Source organism: Nonomuraea insulae (assembly GCF_042656245.1).
Genome location: NZ_JBHSPA010000027.1, coordinates 328567 through 352259 on the forward strand (window position 1 = coordinate 328567; position 23693 = coordinate 352259).

18 protein-coding genes are annotated in these 23693 nt (G+C 71.0%); 14 read left to right on the top strand and 4 right to left on the bottom strand.

Annotated features, from left to right (window positions below):
* Nucleotides 1–52: 52 nt before the first annotated feature.
* The gene (locus ACFPZ3_RS23840; protein ID WP_379516422.1) at nt 53–1438 is read left to right on the top strand and encodes a hypothetical protein; all 1386 of its coding nucleotides are present in this window, start codon (nt 53–55) and stop codon (nt 1436–1438) included.
* Nucleotides 1435–2601, top strand: coding sequence for an ARPP-2 domain-containing protein (locus ACFPZ3_RS23845; protein WP_379516423.1), 1167 nt, complete (start codon nt 1435–1437; stop codon nt 2599–2601). The genes ACFPZ3_RS23840 and ACFPZ3_RS23845 overlap by 4 nt, the downstream gene beginning before the upstream one ends.
* Here the strand turns inward: ACFPZ3_RS23845 and ACFPZ3_RS23850 are convergent.
* Nucleotides 2552–2959 carry a hypothetical protein gene (locus ACFPZ3_RS23850; protein ID WP_379516424.1) on the bottom strand — a complete coding sequence of 136 codons (408 nt, stop codon included), beginning with the start codon at nt 2957–2959 and terminating at the stop codon, nt 2552–2554. The two genes, ACFPZ3_RS23845 and ACFPZ3_RS23850, sit on opposite strands and share 50 nt — an antisense overlap.
* 98 nt (nt 2960–3057) lie before the next feature.
* Here ACFPZ3_RS23850 and ACFPZ3_RS23855 point away from each other — a divergent pair, with 98 nt between their 5' ends.
* Together ACFPZ3_RS23855 and ACFPZ3_RS23860 are read left to right on the top strand one after the other, a co-directional pair.
* The gene (locus ACFPZ3_RS23855) at nt 3058–4020 is read left to right on the top strand and encodes a GlxA family transcriptional regulator (protein ID WP_379516425.1); all 963 of its coding nucleotides are present in this window, start codon (nt 3058–3060) and stop codon (nt 4018–4020) included.
* On the top strand, nt 4020–5867 hold the full coding sequence (locus ACFPZ3_RS23860; protein WP_379516426.1) for a hypothetical protein: 1848 nt from the start codon (nt 4020–4022) through the stop codon (nt 5865–5867). The genes ACFPZ3_RS23855 and ACFPZ3_RS23860 overlap by 1 nt, the downstream gene beginning before the upstream one ends.
* A 12-nt stretch (nt 5868–5879) precedes the next feature.
* Here ACFPZ3_RS23860 and ACFPZ3_RS23865 read toward each other — a convergent pair whose 3' ends face one another.
* Nucleotides 5880–8057 (bottom strand): acyl-CoA dehydrogenase, encoded by a 2178-nt coding sequence (locus ACFPZ3_RS23865; protein ID WP_379516427.1) that lies wholly within the window; start codon nt 8055–8057, stop codon nt 5880–5882.
* A 63-nt stretch (nt 8058–8120) separates the two neighbouring features.
* Nucleotides 8121–8951 (bottom strand): hypothetical protein, encoded by an 831-nt coding sequence (locus ACFPZ3_RS23870; RefSeq protein WP_379516428.1) that lies wholly within the window; start codon nt 8949–8951, stop codon nt 8121–8123.
* Between ACFPZ3_RS23870 and ACFPZ3_RS23875 the strand changes: the two genes are divergently transcribed.
* The 8 genes from ACFPZ3_RS23875 to ACFPZ3_RS23910 all read left to right on the top strand — a co-directional run bounded on the left by ACFPZ3_RS23875 (nt 8946) and on the right by ACFPZ3_RS23910 (nt 20263).
* A complete protein-coding gene (locus ACFPZ3_RS23875) occupies nt 8946–9158 on the top strand; it encodes a hypothetical protein (protein ID WP_379516429.1) in 213 nt (70 codons plus the stop codon). The two genes, ACFPZ3_RS23870 and ACFPZ3_RS23875, sit on opposite strands and share 6 nt — an antisense overlap.
* 371 nt (nt 9159–9529) lie before the next feature.
* Entirely contained in the window at nt 9530–10960 is a 1431-nt protein-coding gene (locus tag ACFPZ3_RS23880; RefSeq protein WP_379516430.1) for an AMP-binding protein, read from the top strand.
* An 18-nt stretch (nt 10961–10978) separates the two neighbouring features.
* The gene (locus ACFPZ3_RS23885) at nt 10979–12049 is read left to right on the top strand and encodes a S1C family serine protease (RefSeq protein ID WP_379516431.1); all 1071 of its coding nucleotides are present in this window, start codon (nt 10979–10981) and stop codon (nt 12047–12049) included.
* Nucleotides 12050–12324: 275 nt separating this feature from the next.
* On the top strand, nt 12325–13932 hold the full coding sequence (locus tag ACFPZ3_RS23890) for an MmpA family trehalose lipid delivery protein (protein ID WP_379516432.1): 1608 nt from the start codon (nt 12325–12327) through the stop codon (nt 13930–13932).
* Between the two features lie 112 nt (nt 13933–14044).
* Entirely contained in the window at nt 14045–14179 is a 135-nt protein-coding gene (locus tag ACFPZ3_RS23895) for a hypothetical protein (RefSeq protein ID WP_379516433.1), read from the top strand.
* 11 nt (nt 14180–14190) lie between these two features.
* Nucleotides 14191–14994 carry a glycosyltransferase gene (locus ACFPZ3_RS23900; RefSeq protein WP_379516434.1) on the top strand — a complete coding sequence of 268 codons (804 nt, stop codon included), beginning with the start codon at nt 14191–14193 and terminating at the stop codon, nt 14992–14994.
* Nucleotides 14991–16160: a glycosyltransferase family 4 protein gene (locus ACFPZ3_RS23905; protein ID WP_379516435.1), complete on the top strand. Its 1170-nt coding sequence runs from the start codon at nt 14991–14993 to the stop codon at nt 16158–16160. The genes ACFPZ3_RS23900 and ACFPZ3_RS23905 overlap by 4 nt, the downstream gene beginning before the upstream one ends.
* Complete coding sequence (locus ACFPZ3_RS23910; RefSeq protein ID WP_379516436.1) at nt 16157–20263, top strand: alpha-(1->3)-arabinofuranosyltransferase domain-containing protein; 4107 nt, start codon at nt 16157–16159, stop codon at nt 20261–20263. The genes ACFPZ3_RS23905 and ACFPZ3_RS23910 overlap by 4 nt, the downstream gene beginning before the upstream one ends.
* Here ACFPZ3_RS23910 and ACFPZ3_RS23915 read toward each other — a convergent pair.
* Nucleotides 20190–21335: an acyltransferase family protein gene (locus tag ACFPZ3_RS23915; protein WP_379516437.1), complete on the bottom strand. Its 1146-nt coding sequence runs from the start codon at nt 21333–21335 to the stop codon at nt 20190–20192. The two genes, ACFPZ3_RS23910 and ACFPZ3_RS23915, sit on opposite strands and share 74 nt — an antisense overlap.
* 167 nt (nt 21336–21502) lie before the next feature.
* On the opposite strand from ACFPZ3_RS23915, the gene pgfA reads away from it, so the two are divergent.
* Both pgfA and ACFPZ3_RS23925 read left to right on the top strand, forming a co-directional pair.
* Entirely contained in the window at nt 21503–22426 is a 924-nt protein-coding gene (pgfA, locus tag ACFPZ3_RS23920) for a cell envelope lipid trafficking protein PgfA (protein WP_379516438.1), read from the top strand.
* 160 nt (nt 22427–22586) lie between these two features.
* Nucleotides 22587–23693 carry an NAD(P)H-dependent flavin oxidoreductase gene (locus ACFPZ3_RS23925; protein ID WP_379516439.1) on the top strand — a complete coding sequence of 369 codons (1107 nt, stop codon included), beginning with the start codon at nt 22587–22589 and terminating at the stop codon, nt 23691–23693.

A 23693-nucleotide genomic window follows, 5' to 3' on the forward strand; every position in this document is an offset into this window, starting at 1 on the left:
TTCGCAGCTCGTGCCCCCATTCCCCGGCCAGTCTCCAACCCCGGGGGAGCCGATGGAGACCTACGCCGACCTGATCGAATGCGAGGACGTGCTGCTCTTCGCGAACGCGGCGATCACCTCGACCGGCCAGCGTGAGTTCCACAGCGCGGCCGGCGAGCAGCGGCTCTCCCTCGCCTTCCTGCACAGCTACATCCACGGCAACTACCCCGACCTGTACGCCGCCACGCTGGCCCTCGACATCAACGACCACAACGCCGCCCTGATCATCGCCAACCTGCTCAAGCGGAAGGGCGGAAGCGGCGACGCCCGGCTGATCGCGCGGCGGCTGGGCCGGATGAGCCCGCCCCGCGCCTACCGGCTCTTCCAGGAGTTGCGGCGCGCGGGCGTCAACAACCGGCGCACCCGCGCGCTGGTGCGCGACTGGCTCGCCGCGCGGCCCGACCTGGCGTTCGACGCGGTGAAGTACCGCAGCGCGGTGAAGTCGGCGGTGCGGCACGCGCACCTGCGGCCCGAGGGCGAGCTGGGCGACTTCCTGTTCGCGCCGTTCAGCAGGTCCCGCTACGACACGCCCGTTCTGGAGGCCTGGCGGCGGGCACACTACGACAAGGGCGCCCTGTACGACCTTCCCTACACCGTCGCCGAGGGCTTCGCCGCCCGCCACGGCATCAGCAGAGCCGTCTTCCTGGAGCGCATCGCGCCTCGCCTGACCCGGCTGGAGCGGCTGCGGCTGACGAAGTCGGCGGAGCGGGACGGCGGGCGCACCGAGGCGGACCTGGCCGCGATGCCGCTGGTCAGGGTGGCCTCCTACGTGTTGTCGCTGGCAGGCGGGGAGCGGGCGCGGCGGCGTACCGAGTTGGTGGCGGCGCTGCGGGCGTCGGCGGCGCGGGCGGCCGGGGCGCGGGCCGGCACCTGGGGGAGCGTGGCGGCGGTGCTGGACGACAGCTTCTCCTCCTTCGGCTCGACGGTGAAGCGGCGCCGGCCGCTCGCGGTCGCGCTGGCCTGCCACTACCTGCTGGAGGCGCTGGCCGGGACCTACCGCGGCCTGTGGGTGTCGGGCGGGCCGGACCCGATCCTGGTGCGCCCGACCGGGCCCACACCGCTCGGGCGGCGGGTCATCGACGCGCTCGAACAGCGTCCCGACCTGCTCGTCGTCGTCTCCGACGGCTGGGACAACGCGCCGCCGGGGCTGGCGGCCGAGGTGCTGCGCGTCTGGCGGCGCAAGCTCGATCCCGCCGGCGAGGTGGGCATCGTGCACGTGAACCCGGTCTACGACGCCGGGCGGTTCGACGTGGGGCGGCTGTCGGCGATGGTGCCGACGGCCGGCATCCGCGACGCGGAGGACCTGCCCGCGCTGGTGGAGCTGGCCAGGTTCGCGGAGGGGCGGACCGGGCTCGCGGAGTTGCGCGCGTACCTGGCGGACCGGGCGGCGCGGCGATGATCGACTTCACGGGGCTGGAGACGCGGCCCGCGCAGACGTGGGGCGCGATGCGGCTGGTGCCGCTCGTCCGCCGCGAGCCCATCGAGGACCTGCGCCTGCACGCCCTGATGTACGACGAGTTCGCCGCGGTGTCCCTGCCGGACCGCTCCTACTACACCTCGTACATCCCGCACGCCTTCGTCGCGTCGTGGACGGAGGACGGCACCCCGGCCGCCGCGTACGGCACCCGGATCGGCGACCCGGGGCCCCACATGCCCATCAGGACGCGGCGCAGGATGGACCGCGGGATGGCCCGCCGGGTGGACAGGAACCGGCTCAGGTTCCTGCCCCTGCACCTGGCTCTGGAGGGCTTCCTCGCGCTGCACTTCGGCGGTCCCGTGATCGCGTGGGAGGAGTGGTCGCGCCAGGCGGTGGCGAACGGCCTGTCCCCCCGGGCCGAAGCCGCCTACAGCGGCGCCGAGGTGCGCGGGCTGGAGGACGCGCTCAAGGTGTTCGAGATCTACCCGGGGCAGTGCGGGCTGCTGCTGTACACCGCTGACGCGCTGGCCTGCGCCTTCGTGGTGCCGCATCCGGAGGACTACCGGCTGCTGCACCCGACGCTCGTCGACGACCTGTTCGGCGACCTCATCTACGAGTACGCCCTGCTCCACCCCGCCAGAGACTTCCCCGCGGTGATCGACGAGAGCCGGGTGTCCTCGCTGAGCGACCTGCGGGACCAGGCCGGGCTGCGGGAGCGCGAGTGGGCCGAGTTCCACGACTCGGTGATGACGGGCGGGCTCCTCCGCGCCCCCGCGCGGGTGGAGGAGGTCCATCGGATGGGCCGGTTCACGCTGAGCCGTTTCCTGCCGTCGTTCGAGCGCAAGGCCGACAACCACATCGGGGAGACGATCACCGACGGGGACGGGCGCCTGGCCTACCTGAAGACGTTCAGGCTGTCGGAGCAGCAGAGCCGGCGAGGCTACCTGCTGAGCCGGCTGCACGAGCACGAGTGGAGCATGTCCGGCACCGCCGCCGCCCTCGGGATCAGTGAGCCCGAGCTGGGCATGCGGATCAAGCGGGCCGGATTCGGGCACCTGCTCCGGCAGGACGTCCTCGACCTGTACCGCAAGGCGCTCAATGAGCGCAGCCGGCGTACTCGTCGAGGCGGCGCAGCATCGCGATGAGCATGAGCGGGAACATCGCCACGTGCGAGACGATCATGAGCGCGCCGCCGTCGATGACCCCCAGCCACAGCAGCGGGAAGAGGGGCACGACCGGCGCGAACATGACCGCGCACATCTCCAGCGTGGGCGCCCAGCCGTGCCCGCGGAACCGCATCCACGCGGCCATGCCGACGGACATGTTCAAGGCCATCGAGAGATACCAGAGCTCCGGCTGCTCGGCGTGGGAGACGCCGAGCCCGACGGCGGACTGGAGCGCGCCGAGCGCGAACATGCCGACGAACATGGCGATGATCATCTCGGCGTAGTGGAGGGCGAACCTGCCCCAGCGGCGGCCGGTCTTGGCGGTGGTCGTTGTCATGCACCGACTGTGTCCCGCCGGGGTGCGGGAGGCCAAGGGAAGCGGGGGAGGAGGTCCGGAAACTTGGGTTCTTCGTCCTTCGGACCTACAGTCGGATCATGGAGCCGAGACGGGTCGTGGTCGTGGCGTACGAGGCGGCCGAGTTACTCGACATCGCCTGCATCACCTCGACGCTGGAAGGCGCCAACTGGCACGGCGCGCAGCCCTACTACGAATACCGCGTGGCCACCCCCGGCGGCCACCCCATCGTCACCGGCACCGCGCTGACCCTGCACGCCCAGCTCGCCCTGGAGCGGATCACCGGGCCGCTCGACACGCTCGTGATCTCGGGCGGGATCGGCCACGAGGACGCCGCCGCCAACCCACTGGTCGTGGGCCACATCCGCAGGCTGGCCCGCGAGAGCCGCCGGGTGGCCTCGGTCTGCACGGGAGCCTACATCCTGGCCGCCACCGGCCTGCTCGACGGACGCCGCGCCACCACCCACTGGAACCAGGCGCACGTGCTGGCCAGCCGCTTCCCCGCCGTCATCGTGGACCCCGACCCGATCTTCATCCGCGACGGCAACGTCGCCACCTCCGCCGGCGTCACGGCCGCGCTCGACCTCACGCTCGCCTTCGTCGAGGAGGACAACGGCCCCGAGCTGGCCAGGACCGTCGCCAGGAACCTGGTCACCTACCTCCAGCGGCCCGGCAACCAGGCGCAGATGAGCATGTTCGTGGACGCCCCCTCACCGGCCAACAGCCTGGTCAAGCGGACCATCGCCTACATCTCCGCCCATCTGCGCGAAGACCTGGGCACGGCCGCGCTGGCGGCGGAGGCGGGCGTCAGCGAGCGGCACCTGACCCGGCTCTTCCTCAAACACCTGAGCCAGACGCCCGGCCGCTACGTCAGGCAGACCCGTACCGAGGCCGCCGCCCATCTGCTCGCCACCACCTCGCTGCCGATGGCCGCGGTGGCGGTGCGCTGCGGGTTCGGGACGGCGGAGACGTTGCGGCAGGCGTTCATCGACCGCTACGGCATCCCGCCCTCCCGCTACCGCCTCTCCCAGGCGGCCGGCTGATGGGGACGACGACGGCGCAGGCCGACGGGGTGAGCCGGCGATTACGCGCCGGCGACGCCGTGCTGGCCGCCGGGCTGGTGATGGTCGCGGTGCAGCTCGTGTGGAAGTTCGAGCTGGTCAGGCAGACCTACTTCCGGCAGGACGACTTCCACTACATCATCCGCGGCCAGGAGAGCGGCTTCACCTGGGACTACCTCATGTGGGTGGACGTGGGCCACCTGCTGCCCGGCGGCTTCGGCATCTCCTGGGCGATGGCCCGCCTCGGCGGCTACAACGAGCTGCTCGCCCACAGCACGACGATGGTGCTGCAGGCCGGGGCGAGCCTGGCGTTGCTGCGGCTGTTGCGCCTGCTGTTCGGGGCGCGGCCGGCGATCCTGGTGCCGCTCGGCCTCTATCTGCTGACCCCCATGACGATCCCGTCGCTCTCGTGGTGGGCGGCGGTCCTGGAGACGCTGCCGCTGCAACTCGCGCTGCCGATGGCGCTGTCGGCCCACGTCCTGTACGTGCGCGACGGGCGGGCGCGGCATGTCGTCGCGGCGTGCGCCTGGACGGTGTTCGGGCTGCTGTTCTTCGTCAAGGCCGCGTTCATCCCGGTGCTGATGCTGGTGATCACCGCGATCTGGCTGAAGCCCGCCTGGTGGCGGTTGTGGCGGGCATGGGTGCCGTACGCGGTGATCCTGGTGGCGTACTCGTGGGTCTTCTTCACCGGGTTGTTCGGCTCCGTCCAGATCAACGACGCGACGCAGACCCCGAAGCTGCCCGGCCTCGGGGTGGCGGGGGAGTTCGCGTGGGTGCTGGGGAGCCGGGCGCTGGTCCCGTCCGCGCTGGGCGGGCCGTGGCAGTGGCGGCCGATCGAGGACGACTACGCCATGGCCGCCACGCCCGAGCCCCTGGCCTGGGCCGCGCTCGGCGTCGCGGCGATCGTGGTGGCGGTGTCGGTGCTCTACCGGCGGCGGGCCTGGCTCGCGTGGTCGATGTTGCTGGGCTACTTCCTGCTCGCCGACGTGGTGCCCGTCCTGCTGGGACGCATCGACCTGCTCGGTCCCGGCGTGCTCGGGTACGAGCTGCGGTACCTGGCCGCCACCGCCACCGTCGTCGCCATCGTCGCGGGCCTGGCCTTCATCCCGCTCGACGGCGAGGAACGGCCCTGGCTACGCTCCCGCTCGCCGCTCCGATGGGCCTGGACGCCGCTGGCCGCCGTCGTCGCCGCGGGCTCGCTGTTCTCGGCCACCGCGTACGCCGACCGCCCCCTCGGCAGCACCGCCCGCGGCTACGTGGAGACGGCCAGGCAGGCGCTCTCCCGCGTGCCCGACGGCACGGCCGTGCTCGACACCCACGTGCCGCCCGGGGTCGCCGCCGCGGTCTTCTTTCACGACTACGCCCTGCACTCCAGGCTCCTCGGCGTGCCGGACCCGTGGCCGGTGGCCTGGACGCGGCAGCTCTCCGGCCCCCTGCAGAACCCCCTGACGTTCGACGCGCGGGGCCGCCTGCGGCCGGTGGCCATCGACGGCCTCACGATCAGGCAGCGCGGCTCCTGCGTGCCGGTCGGCCCTCAAGAGGTCCGTTTCCGCCTTCCCGCGCCGCTGACCGGCGGCGCGTACACGGCGCAGATCTCCTACCTGAACGCGGCCGAGACCACCCTGTCGGTACGCCTCGGCCTCGGAGTCGCGCAGGTTCCCGCTGGCAAGGACCTCGGCAGGACGTTCGCCCAGCTCAACGGCGAGGGCACCGAGCTGGCCATCCGCACACTCGGCGGCCAGGGCGCCTGCGTCGGCGAGATCAGGATCGGCCGCCCGATCCCGGACGAGGACGGCACGGCCATCCCCCCACAACCCGTGAGGGGATAGGCCGCTCGGCCGCTACTTGCCCGGCTCGGGGTCCCTGGGCAGGCCCAGCATGCGCTCGCCGATGATGTTGAGCTGCACCTCGGTGGTGCCGCCGTAGATGGTCATCGCCCTGGTCGCGAGCACCGCCCGGTTCCAGTAGCCGGCGTCGCCGAGCTTCATGTCGGCCGCGATCACGGCCGCGGGGCCGAGCAGCTCCACCGCCGTCTCGGAGACGTGCTGGGCGTGGGAGGTGGACAGCAGCTTGCGCACGGAGGCGTCCGCGCCCGGCTCGGTCCCGGCGAGCTGCTTGAGCGTCACCCGCAACGACAGCGCGTTGATCGAATGGCCCTCGCAGACCACCTCGGCGACCTGCTGCGCCTCGATCGGCGTCAGCTCCCGCCCCAGCCGGCCTGCCAGGCCCAGCAGGTCGCTCACCGACGAGCCGGTGCCGCCCGAGCCGGACGAGAGCGAGACACGCTCGTTCGACAGCGTGTTGCGGGCCACCTTCCAGCCGTCGCCGACCTCGCCCACGACCAGGTCGTCCGGCACGAAGACGTCGTCGAGGAATACCTCGTTGAACAGGTTCTCGCCGGTCATCTCGGTCAGCGGCCTGACCGTGACGCCGGGGGCCTTCATGTCGACCAGGAAGTACGTGATGCCCTCGTGCTTGGTGCCCTCGCTGGAGTTGCGGGCGATGCAGATGCCCCACTCGGCCACGTGGGCGACGGAGGTCCAGATCTTCTGGCCGTTGAGCTTCCAGCCGCCCTCGACCTTGTCCGCCTTCATCTGCAACGAGGCCAGGTCGGAGCCGGCGCCGGGCTCGGAGAAGAGCTGGCACCAGATCATCTCGCCGGCGAGCGTCTTGGGCAGGAAACGTTCCTGCTGCTCAGGCGTGCCGTACGCGGCGATCGACGGCACCACCCAGGCACCGATGATCATGGCGGGCAGGCGTACCCTGGCGGCCTTGAGCTCCTGGGCGATCAGCACCTGCTCCAGGGGCCGGGCGTCGCGGCCCCACGGCTTGCGCAGGTGGGACATGACGAACCCGCCCTTGGCCAGGGCCCGCTTCTGCTCCTTGCCCTCCAGCTTCGCGATCTCCGCGATCTCTGCGCGGATCGACTCGCGCAGCTCCTCGGCGTCCTCCGGCAGGTCGATCTCCATCTCGCGGGAGACGCCCTGCAGGGAGAGCTCGGTCACCGTGGCGGCCCAGCCGGCCGAGGAGCCGAGCAGGGCGCGCAGGGTGAGCGCGCGGCGGTAGTAGAGGTGCGCGTCGTGCTCGAAGGTGTAGCCGATGCCGCCGAAGGTCTGGATGGCGTCCTTCGCGCACTGTACGGCGGCGTCGGGCGCCATGACCCCGGCCACGGCGGCCGCGAACTCCAGCTCTTTTCCGTCCGCGCGGGTGGCGTCCCAGACCGTGGCCCGGGCCTGCTCCAGCGCGACGAGCATGCGGGAGAGCTTGTGCTTGATGCCCTGGAACTGGCCGATCGGGCGGCCGAACTGCTCGCGTACCTTGGCGTAGCCGGCGGCGGCTGTGACGCACCACGAGGCCAGGCCCGCCGCCTCCGCGCCGAGCAGGATCGCGGCCAGATCGCGCACGTCGGCGCTCTCGACGCCGCCCAGGATGCCCTCGGCGGGAACCACGACCTCCGACAGCTCCACCTTCGCCACCGGCCTGGTCAGGTCCAGTGACTTCACCTCGGTCACGGTGGCGGAGGAGGCGTCGATGAGCACCCACTCCTCACCGTCGGCCGTGGTGACCGGCAACACCAGGGAGTCGGCCAGCGAGCCGCCCAGCACGGGCTCGGCCGTGCCGGACACGACCAGCGAACCGTCCTCCATGCGGGTGCCGCTCAGCTTCCCGGTCAGCGCGACCGCGCCGGTCAGCGTGCCGTCGGCGAACGACTCCAGGTGCTCGGGGCGCTTGGAGACGTTGATCACGGCGCTGGCCAGCACGGTCGGCACGAAAGGCCCCGGGGCCATGCGCTCGGCCAGCGCCTCGATGGCCACGGCCGCCTCAAGCAGCCCGTAGCCGGAGCCGCCGTACTCCTCGGGCACGTGCAGGCCGAGCAGTCCCTGCTCGGCGAGCCCCGGCCAGAACGCGGGGCGGCGGTCCACCCCGGCGCGCAGCAGCTCCGAGGGAATGTTCCGCTCGGCCCAACCACTCACCGATTCGCGGAGCGCCTCGTGCTCCTCGCTCAACCCGATCGCCATTTACTCATCCTCCAGCCAGGTCCCAGTCCATGCCAGAACCATATTCTAGAGGATGCTTCTGGCCTAGAGCGGACGAATCTGGGCGACAAGGGTGTTCAGGTCAGGCCAGTGAGACTTGTTCGCCTCGGGAATCGAGCCCAGGAGCATCGCGGGCTTGTTCTTGCCGACCTCGATGATCGTCACCACGGCCTGGGCCTCCTGCTTCTTGCCTTTCACGGTGTAGGAGACCTTGTAGCCGAGCGTCCAGCCCTTGCCGAGCGGGATCTTCTGGGAGGCGGTCCACTCGTCCAGGGTGGCGCCCTTGGGGTACTGGGAACGCATCGCCCAGCGGGCGGCCAGCGTGGCGATCTCGCGGTAGTCGGCGTTCGTGGAGGGCTTCTTCAGAGGCGTGTCACCAGGGAACATCGCCGAGGCGACCACCGTGTGCGGGACCTCTACCTTGCCGATCCGCTGCGCGATCGAGAACGGCGGGAACGACTTGGCCTTCCACGGCGAGGCGAACCTCGGGTAGGTGATGCCCACGGTCTTGTCGGTGATCGTGCCGGCGACGACGGACGCCGTGCCGGACAGCGTGGCGAACTTCTTGCTGTCCGGTACGGGCGGCAAGACGATCGGGGTCTCACTGGGCGTCGGGCTGGCCGTCGGGGTGGGGGTGGCGCTGACGGTGGGCACCGGCGCGACCGTCGCCACCTGCTCGCCCGACTCCTGCCGGGTGGGCACGTCGCCGGAGAACACCACGAAGATCAGCAGCACCGCCAGGACGGTGCCGAGGATGGCGCCGACCAGGTAGACGGCCTTGATCGGGATGTCGCTGAAGCGGCGGTTCGGGGGAGGGGGCGGGAGCGGCGGGATGGGCGGCAGCGGCGGCTGGTCGTAAGGCGGCCGCGGGTGCATGAACGGCTGCTGTGGCGGCTGGCCGGGTCCCATTCCCATGCCCTGATGCGGGCCCTGCCCCGGGCCCTGGATTCCCTGTCCCTGGTGCGGGCCGTGACCTGGTCCCTGGCCTTGACCTGGTCCCTGTCCCTGACCTGGGCCTTGGCCTGGCCTCTGGCCCTGGTTCGGGCCTTGGCCCGGGGGGCGCGCCGGCTGTTGTGGCGGTGACTGGGCCGGCGGCGGCTGGCTGAGAGCCTGGTTCCTGGCCTGGGCCTGGTTCTGCGGTTGGCCCTGCGACGGGTTTTGCGGCTGCTTCTGTGGCTGCTTCTGTGGCGGGTTCTGTGGCGGGGCGGCGGGCTGGCTCGGGGGCTGGCCTGCGGGCTGCGGCTTTACCGGGCCGGACGCCGGAGGGCGAGAGATCTTGATGGTCTGCTCAGCCTGCTCTTCGGGCATGACGACCTTGCGGAACGGGGTGGTTGGTGAATCATACCTACGTCTCTGCTCGCCGTCGTCCGCCATGGCCTTGAGGTTACGTCACTACAGAGCGGGATAATTCCTCTATTCCCCCAGCAGAATCTAATTCTGTAAGGTCTGCGTACATGAGGGGTTTCTATGAGATCGCGGCCAACGACCCTGAACGCCCCGCCCTCCTCGGGGAGGAGGGCACGACCTACGGAGCGCTGCTCGACCGCGCCAACAGGGCCGCCAACGGCCTGACCTCGCTCGGAGCCGGACCTGGTGACTGCGTGGTGACCGTGCTGAAGAACGGGCTCGACGCATTGACCATGATGCTGGCGACGTACCAGATCGGGGTTTATCTGGTTCCCGTCAACTGGCATTTCACCAGCGACGAGATCGACTACATCGTGGCCGACTGCGGGGCCAAGGTGGTGGTCTCACCGGAGGCACTCACCGTCACCGAACTCATCGCCGGCCGGCCCGCCACCGCGCCGGCCCACCGGCGGGCCGGGTCGATGATGCTCTACACCTCGGGCACCACCGGGCAGCCCAAGGGTGTGCGCAGGCGGCTGCTGGACCTGACGCCGGAGGAGCTGTACCCGATCCTGATGCGCAAGAGCTGGCGGCACTTCGGGTTGCCGACGGGCGGGGTGCACCTGGTGTGCTCGCAGCTCTACCACTCGGCGCCGTACGGGCAGGCCATGATGGCGCTGCAGTACGGGCACACGATCGTGGCGCCGGAGCGGTTCGAGGCCGCCGCCGCGCTGGAGCTGATCGAGCGGCACCGGGTGACGAACGCGTTCATGGTGCCCACGATGTTCCACCGGATGCTGGCGGTGCCTGAGCGGGATTCCTACGATCTGTCGTCCCTCACCCACCTCTACCACGGCGCGGCCCCCTGCCCGCCGGCCACCAAGCAGGCGATGATCGACTGGCTGGGGCCGGTGCTCTGGGAGTATTACGGCTCCACGGAGGCGGCCGTGGCGACCATGGTCTCCTCCCAGGAGTGGCTGGACAAGCCCGGCACGGTCGGCAAGGCACTCGACGGCATGTCGTTCACGATCGTGGGGGAGGATGGCGAGCAGGCGCCGACCGGTTCGCCCGGCCTCGTCTACATCGGCGGGATCAACCGCTTCGAGTACCACGGCGACCCGGACAAGACGGCGGCGGCCATGCGCGGGCGGGACTACACGCCCGGCGACATCGGCTACCTCGACGACGACGGCTACCTGTTCCTGCTGGACCGGCGGACCGACCTGATCATCTCCGGCGGGGTCAACATCTACCCGGCCGAGATCGAGGCCGCCCTGCTCGAACACGCCTCCGTCGCCGACGTGGCGGTGATCGGCGTGCCCGACCCCGAGTGGGGGCACAAGGTCGTGGCGCTCGTCCAGCCGGTGGCCGGGGTCTCCGGCGGCGAGGAGCTCACGGCCGAGTTGCTGAGGCACTGCGCGCCCCGGCTCGCCCGGCTCAAACATCCGCGGCTGATCGAGTACCGGGAGTCGTTGCCCCGTACGCCCACAGGCAAGCTGAGCAGGAGGAACGTGCGAGAAGCGTATCTTTCGAGCTGAGCTGGGAAGGGATCTCCCATGAGGGAGATCGCCGCGGGACTGGCCGCCGCAGCCGTACTGCTCGCCGGCTGCGGGCCGCCTCCCACGACCACGGGCACCGCCACGCCGTCCCCCGCGCCGACCACGAGCACGCCGACCGCCTCTCGGCCGACCTCGCCGCAGACGTTGGAGTCGGCGTACGAGAAGGTCATCTCGGAGGTTCTGCCGTCCATCGTGCAGATCACCACGAAGGCCGGGCTCGGCTCCGGCATCGTGTTCGACACCAAGGGCCATATCGTCACCAACGCCCACGTCGTCGGCCAGGCCACACAGATGACCGTGACCATCGCCACCGGCGGCCCGGCGCGATCCGCCAAACTGGTCAGGTCGTTCCCCGCGGGGGACCTGGCGGTGATCAAGGTGGACAAGCCCGACGGGCTGAGGCCCGCCCGGTTCGCCGACTCCGCCAAGCTGCGCGTGGGGCAGATCGTGCTGGCCATGGGCAACCCGCTGGGCCTGTCCGGCAGCGTGACGGACGGCATCGTCTCCGCCCTCGGCCGTACGGTCACCGAACCGCAGAACCCCGGCTCGCCCGGGGCGACCATCGCCGGCGCGATCCAGACCTCGGCCGCGATCAACCCGGGCAACAGCGGTGGCGCCCTGGTCGACCTGTCCGGCCACGTGATCGGCATCCCGACGCTCGCGGCCACGGACCCCCAACTGGGCGGTGGCGCCGCGCCGGGCATCGGCTTCGCGATCCCGAGCAACACCGCCACCGACATCGCTCGCCAGATCGTCCAGAACGGCAAGGTCACCAACAGCCACCGGGCCGCGCTGGGCATCCGGGGCAGCACGGTCATCGGGTCCGACGGGCAGCCGAGCGGGGTCGGGGTGGCCAGCGTCGAGCCGGGTAGCGGGGCCGAGCGGGCCGGCGTCCGGGCCGGTGACGTGATCGTCTCGATCAACGGCAAGAACACGCCGACGATGGCGGCCCTGGCCGAGACCATCACCACCCTCAAGCCCGGGGACCAGGCCCGGGTGGGCCTGATCCGGTCGGACGGATCCAAGGCCACGATCAACATTCGGCTGGGACAACTCCAGGGCGACTAAGCGGTCCGCGGGCAGCTCCAGGACGGGTAACTCCCGGCCGGGCGGCTCCCGTGCGGGCGGCTCCAGGGCGGGCAGCTCCAGGCGGGCAACTCCCGTGCGCGCGGCTTCGGTGCGGGCGGCTCTCGGGTGCGCGGGCGGTTGGGGCGGCTCCGATGTGAGTGGGTGGTCAGGGTGCCGCCGGCGGCGCGTGGGTGGTCGGGGTGCCCCTGGGGTGGCTGCGGCGCGGGTGGGTTGGTGCTGGGGTGGTCGTGGGGGCTTTGTGGTGTCATAGCGGGATGTCGCATACGGTCCGAGCTGGGCTCGCCGCTGCCCTCCTTGGGCTGGTGCTTGGTTGCCTGGCGCTCGGGCCCGCCCTGGGCTGGGGGTTCACGCTGCTCCAAGACATGGTGTTCGTGCCCGACCCGGAGTTCTCGCGGTTCACGTTCGGGCTGGCGGGCGGGGCTGCGCGGGTGGTGCCGAGCGACGTCGTGGTGACCGCGCTGGCGCAGGTGTTGCCGGCCGAGCTGGTGCAGAAGCTGATCCTGCTGGCGATCTTCGTGCTGGGGTGCTCGGGGGCGGCGCTGCTGCTGCCGTCGGAGTCGCTGGGGCCGCGACTGGTGGCGGGGGCGTTCTACGTGTGGAACCCGTATGTGGCCGAGCGGCTGCTGATCGGGCAGTGGGCGCTGTTGCTGGGGTACGCGGGGCTGCCCTGGGTCGTACGGGCGGTGTGGTCGGGGCGGCGGCTGGCCCTGGCCGTGTTGCCGGCGGCGGTAGGCGGGTTCGCGGCGATGACGGTCACCGCGCTCACGGCGCTTCCGGTGGCCGCCTCGCGCCGGAGGGTCCAGTCGCGGGAGGAGGCCGTACCCCGGAAGGCGCGGGGGGAAGCTGCGGTGTGGTGGAAGGGCGTGGTGCGGGCGGTGGTGGTGCTGGTGGGGTTCAGTCTGCCGTGGCTGGTGGCGACCGCGTTGCGGCCGGAGGGGATCGATGGGGATCCGGTCGGTGTGGAGGCGTTCGCGGCCAGGGCGGACACGCCGTTCGGGACTGTGGGGAGTCTGCTGTCGCTCGGTGGGATCTGGAATGTGTACGCGGTTCCGCCCGGCTACGAGAGCGTGGTCGGGGCGGTGGCCAGACTGGCGATCACCCTCGCCGGGATCGTCGCCTTCCTGCGGAGCCCGGCGCCGTACAGGAGAGGGCTGGCCGTGGCGGCGGGGATCGGGCTGGCCGTGGCGTGCGTGGGGGTGAGTGAGCCGGGCCGGGAGGCGTACAAGCAGGTCGTGGGGGTGTGGGGCGGGTTCGGGGTGTTCAGGGACGCGCAGCAGTTCGTCGCGCCGCTGGCGCTGGTGGCGGCGCTGGGGCTGGGGCTGCTGGCCGAATCCGTGGCCAGGCGGCGGGCCTGGGTGGGCGCGCTGGCGCTGGTGCCGGTGGCGCTGCTGCCGACCATGGCGTGGGGTTCGCTCGGGCGGCTCGGGTCCGTTCCGTATCCGGAGAGCTGGACGGTCGCGCGGGAGAGCATCAGGCGCGATCCGGCGGCGGGGGACGTGCTGGTGTTGCCGTTCGAGTCCTACCGGCAGTTCCCGTGGAACGGGGGGCGGGCGGTGCTGGATCCGGCGCAGCGCTTCTTCGCGGTGGCGGGGCGGCGGGTGGTCTCCAGCGATGCCGTACGGGTGGGGGACCTGGTCGTCGAGAGCGAGGATCCCCGGGCACGGGCGGTAGAACACGTACTAGAAGGACCCTCACCCGATCTGGCGGGGGCGGGATTTCGCTACGTAATAGTCGACGCGGGGACAGGTGCGGAGCGGCAGCGGTTCGACGGGTGGCTACGGAGCGCGAGAATCATAGTCGATACCGGTGACCTGCGGTTGTACCGATTTGAAGGATCTGTGGAGGAGATTGACTCCGCATAGGTACGCTGATCAGCGGCTTTGTTAAGATTTCGTCTAGCTACTTCCGAGTAGCAGGAATTGGTTCTAAGTTTGGGGACGCCCGCACCACCCGCCCGCTCGAGGAGGAACCCCCGTGATCAAGATCCTCTTAGCAGCGATCGTCGGCATCGCCGTAGCGGCACTCGTGGCGACGGTCACCACCGTCACCTTCACCGGCGCCACAGCCACGCCGGTCAATCAGCCGCTCTACAACTACGGCGACCGGTAACCCGATCCGAGATGCCGCCCTCTCCGCGAGGGGACGAGGGGACGAGCCGACCACCACTGCTTGAGATCGTCATTCCCGCTTACAACGAGGAAGGACGACTTCCCGGGGGGCTCCTGCAGCTGTGCGCGAAGCTTGCCCGAATGCCGTTCCCCACTGCCGTCATCGTCGTGGACAACGCCAGCACGGACCACACGGCCGAGATCGTCACGAACTGGCCGCGCGGCCCCGTGCCCGTCCGTCTCATCCAGTGCGCGATCCCAGGGAAAGGAGCCGCCGTACGTGCCGGGCTGCTCGGCACGAGCGCTCCCTTCGTCGGCTTCTGCGACGCCGACATGGCCACCGACCTCGATGCCATCGACCATGCGCTCGGGCTGTTGTTGTCCGGTGAGCGCGTGGTCATCGGCTCCAGGGCGCACCAGGGCTCTCTCGTCGAGAACCGGCACAGCCGGATCCGCGAGCTGGGCGCGTTCGGGTTCCGTGCGCTGGCCGGAGCGCTGGTCCAGGGGGTGAGCGACACCCAGTGCGGCTTCAAGTTCTTCGAAGGCGTGCTGGCCCGCGAGACCGCCGCGCGGCTGCGTACCTCCGGGTTCGCCTTCGACGTCGAGTTCCTCGCGCGCTGCGTCGAGCGGGGTTCGCCGGTACGGGAGATCCCCGTGCGCTGGCATGACATGCCCGGCTCGCGTTTCTCCCCCGCGCGGCACACGTTCGGCATCGTGCTGGAGCTCGGCCGGATCTGGGTACGGCTGCGCGCCCGGCCCAGGACCGCGCCGCAGCCCGCCTGGGAACCGCCGCTCGACCCCGTCGGATATCCGTGAAGATCGTTGTCGTCAACTGGCGTGACCCCTGGCACCCCCAGGCGGGTGGCGCCGAGACGTTCGCCTGGGAACCGGCCCGCCGTTTCGCGCGGGCCGGTCACGAGGTGTGCTTCGTCACCGCCCGGGCGCCGGGGCAGAGCCGGCGCGAGAGCGTCGAAGGGGTGCGGTTCGTGCGGATGGGCGGCGTCTTCTCCGTCTATCCGCTGGTTCTGGGCTGGTTGTCGCTGCGGCGGCGGCGCTTCGACGTGGTGCTCGACTGCCAGAACGGGATCCCGTTCTTCACGCCTTGGGTGGTGGGGCGGCGTACCCGGGTGCTCTGCGTCGTGCATCACGTGCACGACCGGCAGTTCGGGGTGCACATGCCGGGGTGGCTGGCGGCGTTCGGGCGCTTCCTGGAGGGGCCGGTGTCGCGGTGGAGCTACCGGCGGCACGAGAGCGTGGCCGTCTCGCCGTCCACGGTGCTGGCCATGCGGGAGCGGCTCGGGTGGCGAGGGCCCGTACACATCGTGCCGAACGGGGTGAGCGTCGCTCAGACCGGAAATATCGAGAAAAGTCGTGTTCCGCGGCTTGTCTGTCTCGGGCGGCTGGTCGCCCACAAGCGGGTCCACCTGCTGCTCGACGCCGTGGCGGAGCTGCGGGAGCGGTGGCCTGACCTGGTCGTGGACATCGTCGGCCGGGGGCCGGAGGAGGCGGCGCTGCGGGAGCGGCTGCCCGAGGGGGTGACCCTGCACGGGTACCTGCCGGAGGAGGACAAGGCGCGGCTCGTCGCCCAGGCCTGGCTGCACGTGAGTGCCTCCCAGGGGGAGGGGTGGGGGCTGAGCGTGCTGGAGGCCGCCGCGCTGGGTGTGCCGACGGTGGCGTACGACGTGGACGGGCTGCGGGATGCCGTACGGCACGGGGAGACGGGCTGGTTGTTGCCCGAGGGAACGGGCCTGGCCAAGGGCATTGCCGCCGCGCTCGACGAGCTGGACCACACTTATACCGTGAAATGTCGGGAATGGGCGGGCCGCTTCTCCTGGGACCGCAGCGCTGACCGCCTCACCGCCCTGATGCTCGGCCACGACCCCGGCCCCGGCTGGGAGGAGCCCCGAGCGGCCGAGCGGCCGGGCTCCGGCCAGGAGTCGTGTGCGGCCGAGCGGCCGGGTCCCGGCTTGGAGGGCCGGTGACCCTGCTCCCCACCGACCAGCTGGTGGCCGGGCGGCGCACGGGCGCCGGCCGCCCCGTCCGCGAGCCGGCCAGGCGGCGGCTCTGGCTGCTGCTGTGCTGCTTCGGCTTCGGGCTGCTGGCCTTCACCACCAAGCCGGGCCACCTCATCTCCGACACCAAGATGGACCTGGCGCTCAACCCGGTCGGCTGGCTGGAACGCGCCGCCCACCTGTGGGACCTGCAACAGTTCGGCCAGCTCCAGAACCAGGTGGCCGGCTACATCTTCCCGATGGGCCCCTTCTTCGCGCTGGGCGACCTGGCCGGCGTCGAGCCGTGGGTGACGCAGCGCCTCTGGCTGACGCTGCTGATGAGCGTGGCCTTCCTCGGCGTGGAGCGGCTGGCCGGGCAGTTCGGCATCGGCACGCCGGGCACCAGGATCGTGGGAGCGCTGGCGTACGCGCTGGCTCCGCGCACGCTGTCCATCCTCGGCGAGATCTCGATCGAGTGGCTGCCCGCCGCGATGCTCCCGTGGATCCTGATCCCGCTGCTCACGGCCTCGGAGACGGGCCAGCGGGCGCGCGGCGCGATCAGGTCGGCGCTGGCGGTGGCGCTGTGCGGCGGCGTGAACGCGGTCGCGGTGCTGGCCGTGCTGGTCGCGCCCGTCCTGTACATCCTGACCCGCCCGCGCCCGGTGCCGCGCTGGCGGCTGCTCGGCTGGTGGTCGGGGGCCGTCGCCTTGGCCACCCTGTTCTGGTCGTTGCCGCTGCTGCTCGTGGGCCGATACGCGTTCTCGTTCCTGCCGTACACCGAGACCGCCGAGACCACCACGGCGGTCACCTCGCTCACGAACGTCCTGCGCGGCGCCTCCGACTGGGTGCGTTACCTGCCGCTGAGCGGCGTCTTCGAGCAGCCGCCCGGCTTCAGGATCGCCACCTCCGCCACGATGGTCGTGGTCACGGGCGTGATCGCCGCGCTGGGCCTGGCCGGGTTGTCCCGCCGCGACCTGCCCGCCAAGGGTTTCCTGGTGGCGTTGTTCCTGGCCGGCGCGGTGGCGCTGGTCGCTGGGCACGCGAGCGCGCTGGAGCCGGTCGTGGCCGAGCCGGTGCGCTGGCTGCTGGACGGGCCGCTCGCGCCGCTGCGCAACCTGCGCAAGTTCGACCCCCTGCTGCGCCTCGCGCTCGCCTTCGGCCTGGCGCACCTGCTGGTCAGGGCCAGGATCCCACTCCGTACGCTCTGCGTCGTGGCCTGCACCGCCCTCGTGCTGCCCGTCTTCAACCAGGGACTGGCCGCCCCCGGCGACTTCAAGGAGGTCCCGTCGCACTGGCAGGAGGCGGCCGACTGGCTCAACCGCAACGCCGACGACGACGGCGTGCTGATCGTGCCGGGCGCCAAGTTCGGCGAGTACGTCTGGGGCCGCCCCATGGACGAGCCCATGCAGGCCCTGTCCACCTCGCGCTGGGCCACCAGGCAGATCACGCCGCCCGGCTCCGTGGGCCTGACCAGGCTGCTCGACGTCATCGACCAGCGGCTCACCGCGGGGCACGGCTCGGCCGGAGTGACGGCCGTGCTGCGCCGGCTGGGCGTGCGCTACCTGCTCGTCAGGAACGACCTGAACAGGGAGAACCTCCAGGGCGCCTGGCCGTCCCGGATCTACGAGGCGCTGCGCGAGTCGCCGGGCATCGAGAAGCTGCGCTCGTTCGGCGAGCAGATCGGCGACAAGGAGACCGACGACGCGGTGAACCAGATCGACGCGCCGTTCCCCGCGCTCGACCTGTACGAGGTGAGCGGCAGCTCCGACGTGGTCTCCGTGCAGGCCGCGGCCGACGCGCTGGCCGTGCGCGGCGGGCCTGAGTCGTTGCTCGCGATGGGCGACCTCGGCCTGCTGAACGACGAGCCGGTCCTGGTGAACGGCGACGCGGGCACGCGGGAGGCGCCGACCGTGGTCAGCGACGCGCTGCGGTTGCGCGAGCGTTCGTTCGGCGAGATCAGGACGAACCTCTCGCCCACCCTCACGGCCGACAAGAAGGCCGACTTCTCCGGGGTCAGGGCGCTGGACCTGCTGGAGGGCGGCTGGCTGGACGACAGCGCCGTGGCCGAGTACCACGGCATATCGGGGATCAGCGCGTCCTCCTCGGTCGCGGATCCGTACGCGATCGCCGGGATCAGCACCACGGGCCGCAGCCCCTGGGCGGCCATGGACGGCAACGCCGGCACCGGCTGGGAGAGCGACGGCACCCAGGCCCCGAAGGGCGAATGGCTGCGCGTGGACCTGCCCGGCGCGATGCGGATCCCGTACGTGAACGTCATGTTCGCCCCCGACCTGCTGCTCGGCCAGTCGATCACGAAGGTGGCCGTGGAGACGGAGGCGGGCAGCCTGGTCCAGGGCGTCACGCGCAGCACCGACCCGCAGCGGCTGCGCGTGCCCGCCGGGCCCACGACCTGGCTGCGGCTCAAGGTCGCCGCCACCGCGTCGGAGGTGTGGAGCTACGGGCAGCGCGTCGGCATCATCGAGTTGTCGATCCCCGGCGTCACGGCCGAGCGCACGATCAGGCTGCCCGGTGAGGGCGGCGACGTGTTCGTCATGAACCGGGGGCTCGACGAGCGGCCCGCGTGCATGCGCAACCAGTACCGCTGGATCTGCAACGAGGTGGTGCTGGCCAAGCAGGGCGAGGAGACGGGGTTCGACCGCGCCTTCCGTGCGGATTCCACCTCCGAGGCCGCGAACGTGCGGGGAACGGCCGTCCTGAAGGATCCCGAGCTGATCGACCGGTTCACCCGGGTGGGTGCGGATCTGACCACCGTGACCGGCTCCTCCCAGCTCAGCGACGACGCCGTGGTCTCGCCCAGGTCGGCGTTCGACGCGGACGGGAGCACCACCTGGATCCCGGACGCGGACGACACCGAGCCCACGCTCACCATCGCCTGGAAGCGCAAGCGCACGATCTCCCGCATCCAGATCGGCCGCCCGAGCGGTGACAAGTCGCCGCTCGACGTGATCGTGAGCGGCGACGGCGGCGTCGTACGCGGCGGCCGGGTGGACGCGCGCGGCAACCTGACGTTCAAGGCCATGACCACCACCAGGCTCAAGCTGCGCTTCACCCCGTTCTCCCAGCGGCTCCAGGTGACCGAGATGCTGGTGCCCGGCGTCGACCCGGTCGGCCGGCCCGCCGACATCCCGCTCAGGCTGGGCTGCGGCCTCGGGCCGAGGATCGAGGTGAACGGCCGCACCATCCCGACCAAGGTCTCCGGCACCCACGCCGACCTGCTCGAACAGCGGCCGGTGCAGATCCTCGGCTGCTCGAAGGCCGCGCTGGCGGCGGGCGACAACCGGGTGAAGGTGCCCGGCTGGGATCCGTACCGGATCGACTCCCTCGTCGTCGGGACGTTGCCCGACGAGCCGCGCGGCGTCGAGGGGGCCGCGGCGCGCGGCACCTGGACCACCACGGAACGCGAGGTCAAGGTGGGCGCGCCCAAGGACGCCTTCCTCGTCGTCAACGAGAACTACAACGCCGGCTGGCGGGCCCAGATCAACGGCAAGACGCTCAAACCGGTGCGGATCGACGGCTGGAAGCAGGGCTGGGAGTTGCCGGCGGGCACCTCGGGCACCGCGCGGCTCGAATACCTGCCCGACCGCCCCTACCGGCTCGCGCTGCTGCTCGGGCTGGCCGGGATCGCGCTGCTCGCGCTGGCCGCCCTGGCGTTGCGGGGGCCGCGTCCCGAGCACGTGCGCGAGACGGCCGCCGCCTCGGCGTCGCGGATGGCACGCTGGCGGGCGCCGTACGTGGTGGTGCTCGCGCTGGCGTTCGGCGGCTGGGTGGCGAACTGGCCCGGCATGGTCGCGGTGCTCGCCGCCGTCCTGCTGACCCTCCTGCTGCGCGCCCGGAGGTGGCCCGCGCACTGGGCGGCGGCCGGTGTCTTCGGCGCGGCCACGCTGTCGCTGGCGGCGGCCATGGTGCTGCGCGACTACGGGATCGACGTGGAGGTGCTCATGGATGAGGCGCCACAGCTGGCCGCCTGCGCGGCCGTGGGCGTGCTGTTCGGCCAGCTCGTCACGGAGCCGGCGCGACCGGCCGCGGAGCCGGAGCGGCCGGCGGCGGAACAGGTGCTGACCGGTGTCGGCTGAGCTTGAGAGCGCCCACCTCGACCAGGTGGTAGCTGCCGACGCTCAGCAGCATCGTGATCACGAACGACACCACCGCCACGCTGGCGAAGTCGCCCTGGAACGGCTGCGCGCCGGTGAGCTTGAGCTGCAGCGTGATCACCGGCGCGTGCCACAGGAAGAAGCTGTAGGAGATGCGGCCCAGGTAGGCGGCCACGGGGTTGCCGAGCACGCGGTTCCTGAGCGAGCCGGGCCTGGAGGCCAGCGCGAACGGCGCCACCACGAGCACGGCCACCGCCGTCTCCAGGCTGACCCGCCAGAGCGACTGCGGCAGGGTGGGCAGCGTGAGCGTGCGCGGCCCGGCCAGCTCGGTGCTCAGCAGCACGTACAGCAGGGCCGCCAGGATGAAGAACTGCGGCGCGAGCGAGTCGATCACGCGGCTGTGCCCGATCCACACCGACAACACCGCCATCGCCATGCCACAGGCGAAGAACACCAGGTTGTACGGCAGCGTCAGCGCGAGCTGCGGCTGCTCGAACAGCCGGGCCACGACCACGGTGACCACCGTGATCACCGGCAGCACGGCGATGCCCATCAGCAGCCGGACCGGCCGGTTCCCGCCGCGCGCCCACCGGTGCAGGAGCCAGGCCAGCACCGGCAGCAGCACGTAGAAGGACATCTCGATGGGCAACGTCCACATCTGGTAGAGCCCGTCGGGCGCCGGGTCGTCCGGGAAGTAGTTCTGCGCCAGCAGCATCCACTTCAGCCAGCCGGCCCAGTCGAAGGAGCTCCACGCCCACAGCGCCAGCCCGGCCACGAGCCAGTAGACCGGCATGACGCGCAGCACCCTGCGCCACAGGTAACGCAGTGGCCTCGGGCGTGGCGTATTCTCGATCACCGCGCGCGCCCACGGGCGGTACAGCAGCAGACCGGACAGGAGGAAGAAGATCGGCACGGCGATGCCCAGGCGGCTCATCATCCAGGGGATCATGCCCTCGCGGTACATCACCCCGGTGTTGCTCCCGACGTGCAGCAGCCAGACGCCGAGCGCGGCGATCGCGCGGATGCCGTCGAGGGCGGCGTCCCTGCTCTTCATCGCTGCTCCCACTTTCCTCTTTCCTACGCAGAAACCACGATAGAACTTGTTTCTATCAATTTGGTTGCGGTGGCAGGACCGCCGGTGACGCGCATCACCCACTGTCATACTTTGTTGCTCGACGATCGCACCAGACGACAACGTGTTCTACAAATGCGGAGGCCCTGATGGGTCGTATCTCAACGCTCGTCCTCATCGGGTTCGGGGCTTTCTTCATCGCGCTGGCGCCGCTGCTGAAATTCTGGGCGGCGGGTCAGATCATCTCCGCTCCGGCGGACCAGTTCGGCATCTCGCGGCTGGAGGCCAAGGGGGCGCAGTACTTCTCGCTCCAGGACCTCAAGGTGCTGACCGGTGACCTGGACATCATCGTCACCACGCGCGGAGACGTGAAGGAGGCCACGAGCGACCGGGTGGTCTGGGACGAGGCCACGGTCGTCAACGACGTGACCAACAGCCGCCCGCAGATCGACATCTCCGAGCGCCGCAGCGCCTTCAACCGCTACACGGGCACGGGCGTGAACTGCTGCGGGTCCAGCGTCGAGAAGGCGCCGGTGACGCTGGAGGGACAGGTCTACAAGTTCCCGTTCGACGTGGCGAAGAAGACGTACAGGGTGTTCAACTCCACGGCCGGCAAGGCGTTCGACGCCACGTTCGTACGCGAGGACAAGGTCAACGGGCTGCCCGTCTACGTCTTCGAGCAGAGCGTGCCGCCGACCAAGACCGAGACCCGCAGCGCCCCCGCCAACGTGCTCGGCATCACCGGCACCACCGGTGACGTGCAGGTGGACCGCTGGTACGACGGCAAGACCACGTACTGGGTCGAGCCGGTCACGGGCGCGCCGGTGCGGCAGGAGGTGCAGCGCCACGAGGTGCTGAAGACCCAGGACGGCATCGAGCGCACGGCGGCCTTCATCGCCACCGCGAAGATGACCGAGCAGACCGTGAACGACCTGGTCAAGAGCGCGGAGCAGGGCAAGAGCACGGTCAACCTGCTGCGCAACATCATCCCGCTGGTCCTGCTGATCGTGGGCGTCGTCCTCGTTCTGGCCGGGGTTGTCCTGGGACGCCGCCGCCCGGCCGACTCCGAGTAATAGCCGGCATATTTGAGGGCCCGTGAAAACGGGCCCTTTTTATTGGCCGGGAAGCCCAACTAGAACGAGTTATAAGCCGAGGTTACTCACCGGTACCAGACGAAAGGTTCTAGTCTAGAACGCGTTGCAGTTCGCCGGTTGGCGGACGTATTGTCGGGCCATGCGGACCCGCGTAACGGACATGTTCGGAATCGAGCTCCCGATCTTCGCGTTCAGCCACTGCAGGGACGTCGTCGCCGCCGTCAGCCGCGCGGGCGGCATGGGGGTGCTGGGAGCGCTCTACTTCACGCCGGAAGAGCTCGAGATGGAGCTCAAGTGGATCGACGACCACGTGGACGGCAAGCCGTACGGGGTGGACGTGGTCATGCCGGCCTCGTACGAGGGCGCCGACTTCGCGCCCGAGGAACTGGTCGGCCGCCTGCAGTCCATGATCCCCGACGGCCACCGCGCTTTTGTCGAGAACCTCCTGGCCAAGCACGGCGTCCCGGCCCTGTCGGCCGACACCGAGGCCGGCCGGGTCCTGCTCGGCTGGACGGACGCCACCGCCCGCCCCCAGGTGGAGGTGGCCCTGCGTCATCCCATCGCGCTGCTGGCCAACGCCCTGGGCCCGCCGCCCGCCGACGTGGTGGACCTCGCCCACGCCCACGGCGTCAAGGTGGCCGCCCTCGCCTCGACCCCCCGCCACGCGCTCAAGCAGGTGGAGGTGGGGGTGGACGTCGTGGTCGCCCAGGGCACGGAGGCCGGCGGCCACACGGGTGAGATCTCCACCATGGTGCTCATCCCGCAGGTCGTGGACGCCGTGGACGTGCCGGTGCTGGCGGCCGGCGGCATCGGCAACGGCCGCCAGATGGCCGCGGGAATGGCGCTCGGGGCCGAAGGGGTCTGGACCGGCTCCCTCTGGCTCACGGTCGAGGAGGCCGACACCCCGGAGATGGCCAAGCGCCGCATCCTGGAGGCCACCTCCCGCGACACCGTCCGCTCGCGCAGCTGGACCGGCAAGCCCGCCCGCCTGCTCAGGAACGAGTGGACGCAGGCGTGGGAGGCGGAGGAGTCGCCGGGAACGCTGCCGATGCCCCTGCAGTTCATGCTGGTCTCGGACGCTTTGCGCCGCATCGGCCGCTCGGACGCCTCCGAACTGGCCACCTTCCCCGCCGGTCAGATCATCGGGGTGATGAACCAGGTGCGGCCGGCCAAGGACGTGGTGTACGGGCTGGTGGAGGAGTACGCACAGGCCCTGGAACGCCTGCAACGCCTCACGGACGACTGA